This window comes from Agrobacterium sp. 33MFTa1.1 (assembly GCF_004328495.1).
Taxonomy (GTDB): Bacteria; Pseudomonadota; Alphaproteobacteria; order Rhizobiales; family Rhizobiaceae; genus Agrobacterium; species Agrobacterium pusense.
Window position 1 is genome coordinate 968,184 of the sequence record NZ_CP036359.1, and the last position, 15,587, is coordinate 983,770.

Genomic DNA, 15,587 nt, shown 5'->3' on the forward strand with positions numbered 1-15,587 from the left:
GAAAATGACAAGTTTCAATCTCTATTCGCGTGGCGACAGGATTTTTGGCTGGGCTAACGCCATTCTTCTAGGGCTATTCGTTCTGTCGACGCTTTACCCGTTCATTTACGTCGCAGCAGTTTCGATATCCTCAGGGGCCGCGGTGACTGCCGGTCGCGTCACCCTTTGGCCGGTCGATGTCACGCTGGCGGCCTATGAACATGTCCTCTCGGACAGGATGTTCTGGATCGCTTACGGCAACACGTTCATCTACACGTTCGGCGGTACATTCATGAGCCTGCTGATCATGATCCCGGGCGCTTATGCATTGTCACGCAAGCGTCTGCGCGGTCGCACGTTCTTCAATATCGCGATTGCCTTCACGCTCTGGTTTCATGCCGGCATGATCCCCTTCTTCCTGAACATGCGGGATCTCGGCCTGCTCGACAGCCGCTTTGGTATCATCATCGGGTTCGCGGCCAGCGCCTTCAATGTCATCCTGTTGCGAAACTTCTTCGAAGCCGTGCCGAAATCCTTCGAGGAAGCCGCCAAGATGGACGGCGCGAGCGAGTTGCAACTGCTGTGGAAAGTATTCATTCCGCTTTCCAAACCGGCCATCGTCACGGTGGCGCTGTTCTGCATCGTCTCGCGCTGGAACGGGTATTTCTGGGCAATGGTGCTCCTGCGTGGCGAGGAGAAAATCCCGCTGCAGGTCTACCTCAAGCGCGTCATCGTCGACCTCAATTCGAACGACGAGTTCGCTTCGAGCCTGCTCACAGCCCATTATTCATTCGAGACGGTGACCTCCGCCATCATGATCGCGTCGATCATCCCCGTCCTTATCATTTACCCCTACGCCCAGAAGTATTTCACAAAGGGAATTTTGCTGGGCGGGGTCAAAGAGTAGCTGCACAAGGGAGGAGAACCTGTGAGAAAACTGCGAAAAGGCACGCCCCTTCTGGCGTTGATGACTGCAGCGACAATGGCCTTGCCGGCCTTCGCGCAAGATACGGGCAAAATATCAGAAGACCCGTTGGAGCTGACGATCCACTTCCACTTCCGCGACAAATACGTCTATTCGGAAAAGTGGCCGGTGGAGCAGAAGGCTGCGGAGATCACCAATATCCGTGTGCGCAACGTCGCATCGCTGGCAACCACCAGCAGCCGCGATGCCTTCAACCTGTTGATCGCTTCGGGTGACCTTCCCGACATCGTCGGCGGTGATGCGTCGGGCGGCCTGAAGGAAGACTTCATTCGTTACGGGCTGGAAGGTGCATTTGTTCCGCTTGATGATTTGATCGAGGAACACGCCCCCAACCTCAAGGCATTCTTTGACAGCCACAAGGATATCCGCAACGCGATTTCCGGACCGGATGGCAAGCTCTATTTCATTCCTTACGTGCCGGACGGAAAATACTCCCGTGGCTGGTTCATCCGCCAGGACTGGCTGGACAAACTGGGACTGAAACAGCCGGAAACGCCTGAAGAAGTCTATGAGGTCCTGAAAGCCTTCCGCGACAAGGACCCGAATGGCAACGGCAAGAAGGACGAAGTACCGTATTTTGCCCGTGAAGAGATCGACGCGGTTCGCCTTATCAATCTCTGGGATGCCCGGGTTTCAGGTTCTGAACGCTATGGTGACTTTGCCGTCTATGACGGCGAGTTGCGCCATCCATGGGCTGAAGAAAACTACAGGACCGGCATCTCGAACGTCGCCAAGTGGTACAAGGAAGGCCTGATCGACAAGGAAATCTTCACGCGGGGCGCCCGGTCGCGTGAATATCTTCTAGGCAACAATCTCGGCGGCATGACGCATGACTGGTTCGCCAGCACCTCGACCTATAACGACGCGCTGTCGCCAAAGATCGAAGGTTTCGCGCTGAAGCCAATGTTGCCGCCGAAGACCGTCTCCGGTCAACGTTTCGAAGATGCCCGCAGATTGCGTGTTCAGCCGGTTGGCTGGGCGATCTCGGCCGCCAATGAACATCCGGTCGAAACGATCAAGTACTTCGATTTCTGGTTCTCCCAGCAAGGCCGTGTCCTGTCGAACTTCGGTGTCGAAGGCCTGACCTATGAGATGGTCGACGGCAAACCGCAGTTCAAAAAGGAAGTTCTTGAAAACAAGGACCCGGTTAATGCCCAGCTGTGGGCTGTGGGTGCGCAGGTACCGCGCGGCTACTGGATGGACTACGAATATGAACGCCAGTGGACCAACAAAATCGCGCTTGAAGGTATCGATATGTACGACAAGTGCAATTGCCTTAAGGACGAGTTCATGGGCGTGTCGCTGAACGCCGAGGAAAAGGCAACCTTCGACCGCTATTGGCCGAGCATTCTCACATACATGACCGAGATGCAGCAAACCTGGATCCTTGGTGCGCAGGACGTCGATGCCGGTTGGGATGCCTACAAGAAAAGGCTGACGGCACTCGGTTACGATGAGGTCATCAAGATGATGCAGTCAGCCTACGACCGTCAGTACAAATCGGCCCAATAAATCAGGCTATTGTGATGGCGGCCCTGTCGCCGCCATCTCCTCTCTTTGTTCTTATAGGAGTTAGAGCGCAATGCGTCCCTCTGCCTCGGCGATTGCCAGACAAGCTCATCTCGATGAACCGCGCCCAGGTTCCCTGACCATTGGCTACATGCCGAGTGAGCAATTACCGCCTACCGAAAATCCCCCACGTTTTTCCTGGCTTCCCGATATTGATGATGGTGCGCGCTATGTGCTGCGCATCTCGACTGACCCCAATTTCCCTGACGCACAGACAACTGTGTTTGAAGATCTGGCTTGGAATTTCTTCACCCCAGACGTGGCGCTGGAGGATGGCCACTATCACTGGAGCTACGCGCTCTGGGACCAGAATGCACGGCAACCTCTTTCCAACTGGAGCAAGGCGCGGGGCTTCGAAATCACTGCCGCATTGCCAAAAACCCCGTTACCCGGCCGGGCGGCGCGACGTGCCGCCGCCCATACGAGCCATCCAAGGCTCTGGCTGAATGGCGACCAGTTGAAAGCTTTCTCGGCTGCTGTTGCTAAGGATGCCGATCATTGCGGGTGGTCTGACTTTTTCGAAAAATCTGTCCAGCCCTGGCTGGACCGGCCGATCATCCTGGAACCGAAACCCTACCCCAACAATGTCCGCGTCGCGACCTTGTGGCGGCAAATGTATATTGATTGCCAGGAAGTGATTTATGCCATTCGCCATCTGGCGATTGCGGGACGTGTTCTGGGGCGGGAAGACCTGCTCGACAGGTCGCGTGACTGGCTGCTGACCGTGGCGGGCTGGGATCCGTCTGGCCCGACCTCCCGCGCCTATAATGATGAAGCCGCCTTTCGTGTCGTTGTTGCACTGGCCTGGGGATATGACTGGCTTTACGACCATCTGAGTGCGAAAGAGCGCGAAACGGTCAAAGCCGTTCTGCTGCGCCGTACGCGTGAGGTCGCTGACCATGTGATCTCGCATGCGCGTATCCACGTCTTCCCCTATGACAGCCACGCAGTACGCTCCCTGTCTGCCGTGCTGACACCTGCCTGCATTTCATTGCTGGGTGAAAGCGACGAAGGCGGCGAATGGCTCGACTATACGGTTGAGTTCCTGTCGACACTTTATTCTCCATGGGCTGGCACCGATGGTGGTTGGGCCGAAGGTCCGCACTACTGGATGACTGGCATGGCCTATCTGATTGAAGCGGCCAACCTGATCCGGTCCTATATCGGTTACGATCTCTATCAGCGCCCCTTCTTCCAGAACACCGGCCGGTTCCCTCTCTACACCAAGGCGCCCGGAACACGTCGCGCCAATTTTGGTGACGATTCCACCATGGGCGATCTGCCCGGTCTGAAGGTTGGTTACAATGTGCGCCAGTTTGCTGGTGTGACCGGCAATGGCCATTACCAATGGTATTTCGATCGCATTAAGCAGGATGCCACCGGCACAGAAATGGCCTTCTACAATTACGGCTGGTGGGACCTGAATTTCGACGATCTCGTTTATCGTCACGATTACCAGCAGGTGGCGGCCGTTGCGCCGACCGATCTTCCAGCCCTTTCCGTGTTCAACGATATTGGCTGGGTGACAATCCAGAAACACATGGAAGATCCGGACCGGCATCTGCAATTCGTATTCAAGTCCAGTCCCTACGGTTCGCTGAGCCACAGCCACGGCGATCAGAACGCCTTTGTGCTTTACGCCTACGGCGAAGACCTCGCGATCCAATCCGGTCATTACGTTGCCTTCAATTCACAGATGCATGTGAACTGGCGCCGTCAGACCCGGTCAAAAAATGCGGTGCTGATCGGTGGCAAAGGCCAATATGCCGAAAAGGACAAGGCGCTGGCGCGGCGTGCAGCCGGGCGTATCGTCTCGGTAGACGAGCAACCTGGCCATATCAAAATCGTCGGCGATGCAACGGCGGCCTATCAGGTTGCAAACCCGTTGGTGCTCAAGGCAGAGCGAGAAATCCATTTCGTCAACGACAGCTATTTTGTGTTCGTCGATGAGGTTGAGTGCAGTGAGCCACAGGAACTGCAATGGCTTTGCCACACGATCGGTGCCCCCCAGACCGGCCGTTCCAGTTTTCGTTACACCGGCAAAAAAGCCGGCTTCTACGGCCAGTTTGTTTATTCATCCTCTGGCGCACCGCAGATTTCCGCCGTTGAAGGTTTCCAGGGTATCGACCCGAAGGAATTTGAAGGGCTCGAAATTCATCACCACGTTTGCGCGACCGTGCCGGCAGCAACGCGGCACCGTCTGGTCACTCTTCTGGTGCCTTACATCCTGAGCGAACCCAAGCGTATTTTCAATTTCATCGATGATCAGGGTTTCTCGACGGACATCTACTTCAGCGATGTCGATGACGAGCGCTTCAAACTCTCTCTTGCCAAGCAGTTCTAATCAATACGAGGTTTCCATAATGCTACGTTTCAAAAACAAAACGGTCGTCGTCGCAGGCGCAGGTCGTGATATTGGTCGCGCATGCGCTATCCGGTTTGCTCGGGAAGGCGCCAATGTTGTGCTGACCTATAACGGCGCGGCGGAAGGTGCAGTATCGGCCGTTTCCGAGATCAAGAAGCTCGGTGGCGAGGCACTGGCCATCAAGGCCGATCTCACCAAGGCGGCCGATGTAGAGGTTGCGATTTCCGGTGCGACCGACAAGTTCGGAGACATTCACGGTCTGGTGCATGTGGCAGGCGGTCTGATTGCCCGGAAATCTCTGGCCGATATGGACGAAGCTTTCTGGCATCAGGTTCTTGATGTCAATCTAACGTCGCTTTTCCTCATCGCCAAGGCAGCCGTGCCGAAGATGGCAAAAGGCGGTTCCATCGTGACCTTCTCGTCGCAAGCCGGTCGTGACGGCGGCGGTCCCGGCGCCCTGGCTTATGCGACATCCAAGGGTGCGGTAATGACCTTCACACGTGGTCTCGCCAAGGAAGTTGGTCCCAATATTCGCGTCAACGCAGTTTGCCCGGGCATGATCTCGACCACGTTCCACGACACCTTCACCAAACCCGAAGTACGTGAAAAAGTGGCCGGTGCGACTTCGTTGAAGCGCGAAGGATCGAGTGAGGACGTTGCCGGTCTGGTGGCCTTCCTTGCATCTGATGATGCCGCTTACATCACTGGTGCCTGCTACGACATCAATGGCGGCGTCCTGTTCTCCTGATATCCTGGTAAAACCATGTCCGTATCGTTACCGAGAGCGAGCCGCGTTGCCATTCTTGGCACGTCGCTCGTCCAGCAAAACCACATTGGCGATGCCAGGATGCTTGCGACATCGGCACGCGGCTGGATGAGCTGGGCCGAGGTTCTGTCTCACGGCAGGCTGCATTGCCCGGTCCATCACGATCCATCGGTGCCAGCGGGCTGGGAGCCGAGCAATCGGCCGGGCGTCAGCCGGTTTTTTGCCGGCCTCAACTTCGGTGTCTCTGGCCAGAAGGCGATCGAAATCGAACGACGACTGCCGCGATTGCTGCAATCAGATTTCGATCTGATCCTGCTGGATGCCGGCACCAACGATATGATGGTGGAAACGCGCCAGACAATTGCAGATACCAGAGCACGGATTGCGTCCACTTTACTGGCGGCTGGAAAGACGGTCGTTCTGCTGCCCATTCTGGCGCGTGGCGTGGGTAAATGGCCGGCGCATGGCTCCGAACGCGCAAAGGCACACTGGATCAATCGCCAGAGTGCTGAATTTGCCGCCAGTCACGCCAATTGCCATGTATTCGACTGGAACGCAGCATGGGTCGATCCGAACAGCGAGTTTGGAGAGCCCTATCCCGGTTACTCCGACGATGGAACGCATTTTTCGGTGCGCGGTGCCTTTGCCGTCGGCAAGCTGCTGGCAGGCTATCTCGCAAACATTGTGCCGCGTGCGGCAGACCGCGTTTTGCCAAGAGATGATCGTTTCGACGCCGTCAACAACCCGACCGGCAATCTGGCAACCGAAATGTCCGCGAAAACTCTGACAGAGAGCTTGGAGCAAAGCCACCGTCTTGGTGGGCAGATTGTGCATCCTGGAACCGGTAACTGGGTTGAGGCAATCTGCGATATCGACGTGCCAGCGCATTCAGGCATTCTCGGCGTAACACTACGTTTGAAAGATATTGCCGAGGAAGGGCAAGAGGCATGTGCGCTAAGTCCCTTTCGTGCCGAAGACGGCTCAGTATTCCCCTTCCCTGATACACATTGGAAAGGTGCTTTGCGGACGCCGCCGTTAAAACTCCGGCCGGGTGCTGCACCGCCGGAGCTATATCTTGATGTCCTGCTGCAGGCTGGTTCAAAGCCGATCAGCATCGATATTGCGCGCATTGATGTACGGCCCGTTTCAAGTCCGGTGTGTGCATGAGCAAGGGTGGTGGAAAGCCGAAGCTGCTGATCGCCATGCGCAGCGAGCTTCCGCAAGGGTTTTTCGGCGCGCGCGAATGGGCGCGACTGAATGCGGTGACCGATATCGTTGACGGATTTCCCTATACGGACTTCGACACGGAGGAAGGTCGCCGGGCTTTGGCCGAGGCCGACATTCTGCTGGCGGCCTGGGGGACACCTTCGCTGACAAAAGAACGCCTTGCCCGAGCACCTAACCTCAAGATGTTGGCCTATGCGGCATCATCCGTTCGCGTCGTCGCGCCTGCTGAATTCTGGGACAACTCCAATATTCTGGTGACAACCGCAGCGCCTGCCATGGCCGTGCCGGTGGCGGAATTTACCTATGCGGCCATCATCATGTGCAGCAAGGACGTGTTTCGCCTGCGAGATGAACACCGGGCTGAGCGCGGCACCGGTGGGTTTGGCAGCCGCCGTGGCATGAACCTGCCCTGGCTTGGAAGCTATTCCCGCAAGGTCGGCATTGTCGGTGCCTCCCGCATCGGGCGACTGGTCATCGATATGCTGACACGGGGCCGTTTCGAAATCGGCGTTTATGACCCATTCCTGTCCGCGGTTGAGGCAACGGAACTTGGCTCGACAAAAATGGAACTGCATACGCTTCTCGCATGGTCCGACATCGTCTCGCTGCATGCACCGATCCTGCCGCAAACCCGTCACATGATTGGTGCGCAAGAGCTTGCGTTGATGGCCGACCATACGGTGTTCATCAATACGGCGCGTGGCTGGCTGGTCGATCACGAAGCACTGTTATCAGAGGCGCGATCCGGTCGCCTGCGGATCCTGATCGATACGCCGGAACCCGAACCGCTACCGGTCGACAGCCCGTTTTACGACTTGCCGAATGTCGTGCTGACCCCACACATCGCCGGTGCGTTGGGCAATGAATTGCGCGCGCTTTCTGATGTCGCAATCACTGAAATCGAGCGCTTTGTTGCGGGTCTTCCACCGCTCTACCCCGTTCGCAAACATGACATGGAGCGCATGGCATGAGGGCTTTCAACTATTGTTTTTCCACGCTTGGCTGCTCTGAACTCAACCTGCATGAAACCGCTGACCTGGCGAAACGGCACGGTATTTCGTCCGTGGAATTGCGCACGCTTTGCGGTTCCGTCGACCTGATTTCGGCACTGGAGGGTGAGTTTGGCAGCCCTTCAATCTTTGCTGCGTTTCTGGCGCAACGTGACCTCAAGGTCACGGCCCTCAATACATCGATCCGGTTGTTTGATAGCGACGATATGTCTGCCGTTGAGCCCTTCATTGCGTGGGCGGAAGCGGCAGGCATTGCACATCTCAGGATATTTGACGGCGGAAATCGGTTGACGACCGGCGAGATGACACGTGCAGGTGCAGTGCTCGATCAATGGCAGGTCGACCGGCAATCACGGGGGCTGAATGTCGATCTGATGATCGAAACCCATGATGCTCTAGCGGATGCAACGCAACTCTCTACCTTCATCAGGCTTGTGCCAAATGCCCTGATATTATGGGACACCCATCACACCTGGGCCAAGGGTTCCGATATCAAGCGCCTTTGGCCTGATATTGTCGACAATGTCGTTCATTTACATGTCAAGGACAGCAAGATGGGAGACGACGGCCGACGCCATTACGTGCTTCCAGGCCAGGGTAACTTCCCCATGGCGGATCTTCTGTCGTTTGTCGGATCGAATGACCGACACCTCCCTCTCAGTCTCGAATGGGAGCGCCACTGGCATCCCGAACTGCCACGTCTGGATGACGCGTTGATCGCAGCGCGCGCCTGGTGGCGATAGGAGTACTTATGCGTATCGCCGACATTCAGCTAACGCCGGTTGCCATTCCCGACAAACCATTGCTGAACTGCAAGGGTGTTCACCAGCCTCACGCCCTGAGAACCATCATTGAAGTCACCTGTGATGACGGCACCGTTGGTTTGGGAGAGAGCTACGGGAGTATCAAAGCACTGGACGGTCTAAGATGTGCGGCTCCATCATTGATCGGTCTCGATCCGTTTCACCTTCACGAATTGAAGGCACGGGTCCTTGCCGCTTTGCCAGGTGGTGGTGGCATCAATGCAAAAAGCGCCGTTGCCGACCACAAACTGACGGACGTTGTCGCCTCGGCGTTTGAAGTTCCATGCCTCGATATTCAGGGCAAGCTGCTCGGGCGACCGGTGTGTGACCTGCTTGGTGGTGCGGTTCGCGACAGGGTTCCCTTCAGCGCCTATCTGTTTTTCAAATTCGCCGCTCATATTGGAGAAGAACCGGACGAATGGGGGGAAGTGCTGACGCCAGACCAGATGGTCGGGGAAGCCCGACGGATGGTGGATAAATACGGTTTCCAGTCACTGAAGCTCAAAGGGGGTGTTTTGCATCCCGATCTCGAAATCGAGACGATGCTGAAACTGCGCGAAGCCTTTCCAGATCACCCTTTGCGGATCGACCCCAATGGGGGGTGGACCATCGACACCGCTATCTACATAGCGCGCAAATTGGAAGGCGTTCTGGAGTATCTCGAAGATCCTGTCATCGGTATGGACCAGATGGCACAGGTCGCAGCGGCGACGTCAATTCCGCTCGCCACCAACATGATCGTCCTTGAGTTTGACCAGATTGCTCGAGCCTTCCGAAAGAACGCCGTTCAAATCGTCTTGTCCGATCATCACTATTGGGGCGGTCTTCGTGCTTCAACGCATCTCGGCAAAATCTGCGAGACATTGGGGCTCGGAGTGTCGATGCACTCCAACTCGCATCTCGGGATCACGCTCGCTGCTATGACCCATGTCGCTGCGGCGACACCCAATCTAAGCTACGACTGCGATACGCATTTTCCTTGGACTGGTGTTGATGTGACTGAAGGAGTCCCTTTTGTCTTCGAACGCGGCAGCCTGGAGGTGCCAAAGAATCCAGGATTGGGGATCTCGTTAGATCGACACAAACTATCAATATTCGCTGGTTTGTACGAACAGACGGCCATGAAAGAGCGAGACGACACGGCCTACATGAAGCTCTTTGAACCAGATTACGAACGTCGCGTGCCCCGGTGGTGACTGCCCAGACGTTGAGCGACATCATCCGCATGACGGTTTCCGGACTGCGGCTTTGCACTGCGACCGTTAGCGACGCAAGCACGCCATGGAGTACGCTGAGAATTCGAACTGTTGTCTCGGCAATCAATCAGGCGGCGACGTAGGGCGAACCATTGATGACGAGCGCGCGTGCCCTGGCAAATCTACCCACGCGCCCACTGGCAGGAAAATAAGCGTCGTTTTGACCCCGCCTTCCGGATCATCTTGTGATTGACGATGTTGAACCTGAACAGAGGGCTTGGGACATATGCCGATTTCAGAGCCTACGCAGCGGCGTGCGCCTGTACGCCAAGCGGCTTGAGCATGGCGAATTCCGGGGGCATGGCGCAGTTACGCAACGTCTGGCAGGCCCCCAATAAGCTTGTCCAAGGTCATCGGATAGTGTCGCAGGCGGATGCCGGTTGCGTTATGAATCGCGTTCGCGATCGCTGCCGAAACTCCGCATAGTCCGAGTTCGCCAATACCCTTCGCCTTCATTGGCGAGGAAACTGGATCAGTCTCATCCATGAACACGACTTCCTGGTACGGGGTGTCCGCGTGAACCGGCACCTCGTAGCCAGCGAGGTCGTGGTTGACGAAAAACCCGCGACGGGTGTCGACGGCAAGTTCCTCTGACAACGCCAGACCGGCGCCCATCGTCATCGCACCAATCACCTGGCTGCGGGCCGTGATCGGATTGAGAATGCGGCCGGCGGCACATACCGCGAGCATCCGGCGAATCCGCGTCTCGCCCGTGGCAAGGTCGACGCCCACTTCCACAAAATGCGCACCGAAGGTCGATTGCTGATGACTGTCTGAAAGCTTTTCCCACTCGACCGTGTCTTCGGCGACGAGCCCTTCGGAACCCGCCACTTCGGCCAGCGGAACCGAACGCGAACCGGAACGGACCTGACCATCTTCGAAGACGACGTCCTGTTCGTTGAAGCCGAGCTTCTTGACAATAGCGTCCCGAAGCTTGACACAGGCTGCGTAGACGCCTGAGGTCGAGCAGTTCGCGCCGAACTGCCCGCCGGAGCCTGCAGATACGGGAAAGCGAGAATCGCCAAGCTGCACGGCGACCTTATCAATCGGTAGGCCCATCATTTCCGCCGCGGTTTGGGCGATGATCGTGTAGCTCCCGGTGCCTATGTCCGTCATGTCGGTTTCGACGGTGACGACCCCTTCCTTGTCCAGACGGACGCGAGCGCCCGACGGCACCAGAAGGTTGTTGCGGAACGCAGCCGCAACACCGGAACCGATCATCCAGTTGCCTTCGCGACGAGAGCCGGGTTGAGCTTGCCCCGGCCAGCCGAACCGTTCTGCTCCGAGCTTGAGACAACCGACGAGATCGCGATGCGAAAACGGACGTTCGGGCTTTTCCGGATCCACTTGTGTGTCGTTGAGGATACGGAACTGCACTGGGTCCATTCCGAGCTTTTCGGCCATCTCGTCGATGGCGATCTCGAGCGCCATCAGTCCGGGCGCCTCCCCGGGTGCGCGCATGGCGTTGCCCTCGGGAAGGTGCAGCGTCGCCAGCCGCATCGCCGTCATGCGGTTTTCACCGGCATAGAGAAGCCGCGTCTGCATGGCAGCCGTTTCAAGCTGGCCATCGGGCTGATCGCCCGACCAGCTTTCATGGGCGATTGCCGTTATTTTTCCATCGCGAGCTGCACCAATGCGGATGCGCTGGATCGTTGCTGGACGATGCGTCGTGTTGTTGACGAGGAAAGGCCTCGGCAGCGCCACCTTTACAGGCCGCCTTGCTGCCTTCGCGCCGAACGCGGCCAGAACAGCGTCGGCACGCAGGAACAGCTTACCGCCAAAGCCGCCGCCGATGAACGGCGACATGAGGTGGATTTTCTCCTTGTCGACACCAAGCGTCGTTGCAAGGTCGGACCGCCACCAGTCGATCATCTGGCTGGAAGTCCAGACCGTCAGCTCGTCGCCATCCCAGGCGGCGATGGAGGCATGCGGCTCCATCATCGAATGCGACTGGTCCGGCGTTGTGTAGGTCTCGTCCAACGTTACCTCGGCGGACTTGAACGCCCCTTCGAAATCTCCAACGGCGGTATCGGGTGGAGCTCCGCCTGCGTCTTTTGGCTTGACTGCCGAACCCATCGCCTCGGCGAGATCGTAACTACCCTGTTCTTCCGCGTAATCCACCTTTACTAGCGCTGCCGCTGCGCGGGCTTGTTCGAAGGTTTCGGCGACGATCACGGCAATCGCCTGATGATAGTGCTGGATCTCATCGCCACCGAAAAGTATCGCAGTATTGTACTTGCCCTTCTCAATTTTGCCGACGTCAAGCGTCGTTACCACGGCAAGCACGCCCGGCGCGCGTTCGGCAGCTTCGATATTCATCGAGATGATGCGGCCCTTGGCGATGGTCGATCCGACGGGGTAACCGTAGGCATAGGCCAGGTTCGGATCATGCCACTCATAGGCGTACATGGCCCGCCCCGTTGTCTTGAGCTCACCGTCGATGCGGTGAACGGGCTGACCGACGATTTTCAGCTGGTCGATCGGATTGGTCGTTGCGGGTGTATCGAACTTCATGGCAATTACCCCCTCGCTTCGGCGATCACGGCGCCGAGTGTGCGCTCCACCAGATCGATCTTGAACTTGTTCTGCTCGGTCGGACGAGCGCCGTTGAGGAGAGCTTTCGCTGCGACCTTCGCTCCCTTTGAGAGTTCGTCATCCGCAGCTTCCACGCGCCACGGCTTATGAGCAATGCCGCCGATTGCCACCCGGCCAGTACCATCAGGCTGAATGACTGCACCCACAGAGACCAGAGCAAACGCGTAGGAAGCGCGGTCGCGGACCTTGCGGTAGATCTGTTTTCCTCCAGTTGGCGGCGGTAGCACTACTGCGGTGATAAACTCACCCTTTTCCAAAACCGTTTCGATCTCAGGGGTATCGCCCGGCAAGCGATGGAAGTCGGCGATTCGGATTGATCGGCGGCTACCATCGACCTTTACCGTCTCGATAACCGCATCGAGTGCGCGCATGGCAACGGCCATGTCACTGGGATGCGTGGCGATACAGCTATTACTCACACCCACCACGGCGTGCTGGCGACTGAAGCCGCCGATGGCGGAACAGCCACTTCCCGGCGAACGCTTGTTGCAGGGCTGTGCGGTGTCGTAGAAATATGGACATCGTGTTCGCTGCAAGAGGTTACCCGCGGTTGTTGCCCTGTTGCGAAGCTGGCCCGAAGCCCCTGCAAGCAAGGCGCGCGACAGGAGCCCATAATCACGTCGAACAATTGGATCGGCGGCAAGGTCGGTATTGCGAACCATCGCTCCTATGCGCAGGCCTCCCTCAGACGTCTTTTCTATTGTATCGAGCCCGAGACCATTCACATCGATCAGATGTGTCGGCGTCTCGATCTCCAGTTTCATCAAATCGAGGAGATTGGTGCCGCCTGCAATGAACTTTGCTTGCGAGTTCGAAAAGGCGGACCTGGTTGCAGCCTCGATAGATGAGGCCTTTTCGTAGGTGAAGGCTTTCATGCTTTTGTCCCCGCAACTTCGACGATAGCCTCGACAATGTTGGAATAGGCGCCGCAGCGACAGATGTTGCCGCTCATCCTCTCGCGAATTTCGCCCTCACTCACCGATGTCTGCGCGTTAAGATCCAGCGTGACATGGCTCGGAATGTTTGCCGCGATCTCCTCAAGCACCGCCACGGAGGAACAGATTTGTCCCGGCGTACAGTAGCCACACTGGAAGCCGTCAAACTTGACAAACGCCGCCTGCATCGGGTGCAGATTGCCGGGCTGTCCCAGGCCCTCGATCGTCGTCACGTCGTCACCATCATGCATCACGGCAAGCGAGAGGCACGAGTTGATGCGGCGTCCACCGACCAGTACGGTGCAGGCCCCGCATTGACCGTGATCGCAACCCTTCTTGGTTCCGGTCAGGTGAAGGTGTTCGCGCAGTGCGTCGAGAAGGGACGTGCGATTGTCAACATCGAGGTCTCGGACCTGTCCGTTGACCTTCAACGATACGCTTGACGTGTGTTTCATGATTTCTCCTCCTGACTGGGCTGCTGCTCCCCTGGTGACAGTGGTGGCAGCGACGGTCGCGGCCGAAGATATAAGTAAGTTTCGGCGTGAAAGTTCAAATATGCCGGTGCCTGGCATCGCCAGTTCCACTTCATCGATTGGAGAAATCAAAGGTTTCGCATCAAGGGGCGAGAACGCGGATCATTGAAAACTGACCCGTGAACGAATGAGCAGCAGAAGGAGTTCCCGATAGGCCTTGTTCATAGCGCGAAAGGACCGGCTAGGAGATCGAGGCTCCTTCCCGATTGTGGGGCGGGTCAGGACATCGGTTCTTGACACCAAATTCTGGAAGAGCGGTTTTAGCCGTCGTCCCGATCGAGCCGCATGCTCTCGCTTCCTAGGCGGTTCCCGTTAATCTCTGGCAATCGCACTGGCAGATCGAGACCCCTTGTGGAGCGATCTCGGCCCCATGGGTGACCCTCTTGCATTGCATGCGTCACCAATGTGCATATAAGGGCGTTTGGAGAGCTACTCACGCCTCAAGTGCCTCTACGTTATCAAGCACCCGCCGAAGCAAAGACACCAGTGTGTCCACCTCTTCCCGCGATAATCCCTTGGTCATGTCCCGGATTGCCCTGGCGCAAAAAGCGCGGCCAGCTGGCAACCGCGCAAGTGCCGCCTGCGTCAATGATACCAGACTGGACCGCTTGTCTCGCGGATCGGGCTCACGCTTGATCAAGTCATCCCGCTCCATCCGCGCCATGGGGCATCAGCTGCCAAGGACGAAACGGGAGAATGCCAGGGCATTGCGCGCATCCTCGTCCATTTTCGCGAGATCGGCGCCGCCGCTCAGATCGCGCCACACCTTGATGTCGGAGCCGATCGTGCCGCCGGTCTTGACGAAAGGCTCCATGACCACCGCGCCGGTGTAATTGATATCGCGCAGGGCGAGGCCAATTTCGTGCCAGGGCATCCTGCCCTTGCCCGGTACGCGGCGATTACTTTCTCCGGTATGGAAATGCCCCAGCAACGGGCCAGCCGTGCGGATGGCCTCGCCAAAGCTGTCTTCCTCGATATTCATGTGGAACGTATCCAGCATGACTTTCACGTTGTTCTTGCCGACATCCTTGACGAAAGCGACGCCTTCGGCAGCCGTATTGAGCACGTGGTTTTCAAAGCGGTTGAGGACTTCGATGCAAAGGTTGATGCCGAGGTCATTGGCGAAATCGGCAATGCCGTGAATACCTTCCACGCCGCGCGCATAATCGCCTGCCTTGTCGACCGGCTGCGAGTAGTCGATCGGCCAGTAGGAGTGCAGCGCGCCGCCAATCGTATGGATGTCGAGCTTGGCGACATTGGTAAGGGTGCGTTCAAAGAACGCCTTGCCAGCTGCGCGAACCGCGGCATCCTCTGACGACAGGTTTTTCGTTTTCGAAGGGCCGATACCGGCAGTAAGTATGATGCCGTTATCCTTCGCGCTCTGCCTGATGACGGCGAGTTCGGCGTCACTGTATTCATTGATGTGATGAGCGGCTACTTCGATGATATCGAAGCCGAGCTTGGCAACCTTCTCTATATAGGGGCCGAACTTGGCGCTCCACTCATGTTCCCAGTAAGAGTAATAGATGCCGTGTTTCATGGGGGTCTCTTTCGCTTTTCTGTT

General features: G+C 57.2%; 12 protein-coding genes and 1 pseudogene. 8 read left to right on the top strand and 5 right to left on the bottom strand.

What is annotated here, in order from left to right; translation table 11 throughout:
- The first annotated feature begins 4 nt into the window (after nucleotides 1–4).
- From EYD00_RS18280 to EYD00_RS18315, 8 genes are all read left to right on the top strand, one after another.
- Entirely contained in the window at nucleotides 5–886 is an 882-nt protein-coding gene (locus EYD00_RS18280; RefSeq protein WP_006697906.1) for a carbohydrate ABC transporter permease, read from the top strand.
- Nucleotides 887–946: 60 nt separating this feature from the next.
- Nucleotides 947–2,476 (top strand): extracellular solute-binding protein, encoded by a 1,530-nt coding sequence (locus EYD00_RS18285; protein ID WP_034497518.1) that lies wholly within the window; start codon nucleotides 947–949, stop codon nucleotides 2,474–2,476.
- Between the two features lie 70 nt (nucleotides 2,477–2,546).
- Complete coding sequence (locus EYD00_RS18290; RefSeq protein WP_022563233.1) at nucleotides 2,547–4,877, top strand: alginate lyase; 2,331 nt, start codon at nucleotides 2,547–2,549, stop codon at nucleotides 4,875–4,877.
- Nucleotides 4,878–4,896: 19 nt separating this feature from the next.
- Complete coding sequence (locus EYD00_RS18295) at nucleotides 4,897–5,646, top strand: SDR family NAD(P)-dependent oxidoreductase (protein WP_022563234.1); 750 nt, start codon at nucleotides 4,897–4,899, stop codon at nucleotides 5,644–5,646.
- A 15-nt stretch (nucleotides 5,647–5,661) separates the two neighbouring features.
- On the top strand, nucleotides 5,662–6,831 hold the full coding sequence (locus EYD00_RS18300; RefSeq protein ID WP_022563235.1) for an SGNH/GDSL hydrolase family protein: 1,170 nt from the start codon (nucleotides 5,662–5,664) through the stop codon (nucleotides 6,829–6,831).
- The gene (locus EYD00_RS18305) at nucleotides 6,828–7,862 is read left to right on the top strand and encodes a hydroxyacid dehydrogenase (RefSeq protein WP_022563236.1); all 1,035 of its coding nucleotides are present in this window, start codon (nucleotides 6,828–6,830) and stop codon (nucleotides 7,860–7,862) included. Before EYD00_RS18300 ends, EYD00_RS18305 begins: the two co-directional genes overlap by 4 nt.
- The gene (locus tag EYD00_RS18310; protein WP_022563237.1) at nucleotides 7,859–8,644 is read left to right on the top strand and encodes a sugar phosphate isomerase/epimerase family protein; all 786 of its coding nucleotides are present in this window, start codon (nucleotides 7,859–7,861) and stop codon (nucleotides 8,642–8,644) included. The genes EYD00_RS18305 and EYD00_RS18310 overlap by 4 nt, the downstream gene beginning before the upstream one ends.
- An 8-nt stretch (nucleotides 8,645–8,652) precedes the next feature.
- Nucleotides 8,653–9,900 (top strand): glucarate dehydratase family protein, encoded by a 1,248-nt coding sequence (locus EYD00_RS18315; RefSeq protein WP_022563238.1) that lies wholly within the window; start codon nucleotides 8,653–8,655, stop codon nucleotides 9,898–9,900.
- Nucleotides 9,901–10,269: 369 nt separating this feature from the next.
- Here the strand turns inward: EYD00_RS18315 and paoC are convergent, their stop codons facing one another.
- The 5 genes and pseudogenes from paoC to EYD00_RS18345 form a co-directional block, all read right to left on the bottom strand.
- Nucleotides 10,270–12,474, bottom strand: a complete 2,205-nt coding sequence (gene paoC, locus EYD00_RS18325; protein WP_022563239.1) for an aldehyde oxidoreductase molybdenum-binding subunit PaoC — start codon at nucleotides 12,472–12,474, stop codon at nucleotides 10,270–10,272.
- Nucleotides 12,475–12,479: 5 nt separating this feature from the next.
- Nucleotides 12,480–13,430, bottom strand: a complete 951-nt coding sequence (locus EYD00_RS18330) for an FAD binding domain-containing protein (protein WP_022563240.1) — start codon at nucleotides 13,428–13,430, stop codon at nucleotides 12,480–12,482.
- Nucleotides 13,427–14,062: an aldehyde dehydrogenase iron-sulfur subunit PaoA gene (gene paoA / locus EYD00_RS18335; protein ID WP_034497711.1), complete on the bottom strand. Its 636-nt coding sequence runs from the start codon at nucleotides 14,060–14,062 to the stop codon at nucleotides 13,427–13,429. The genes EYD00_RS18330 and paoA overlap by 4 nt, the downstream gene beginning before the upstream one ends.
- 262 nt (nucleotides 14,063–14,324) lie before the next feature.
- Nucleotides 14,325–14,417, bottom strand: a pseudogene (locus EYD00_RS26205) (GFA family protein); the annotation flags it as partial.
- A gap of 276 nt (nucleotides 14,418–14,693) precedes the next feature.
- Nucleotides 14,694–15,563, bottom strand: coding sequence for a D-psicose 3-epimerase (locus tag EYD00_RS18345; protein ID WP_022563244.1), 870 nt, complete (start codon nucleotides 15,561–15,563; stop codon nucleotides 14,694–14,696).
- Nucleotides 15,564–15,587 lie beyond the last annotated feature (24 nt).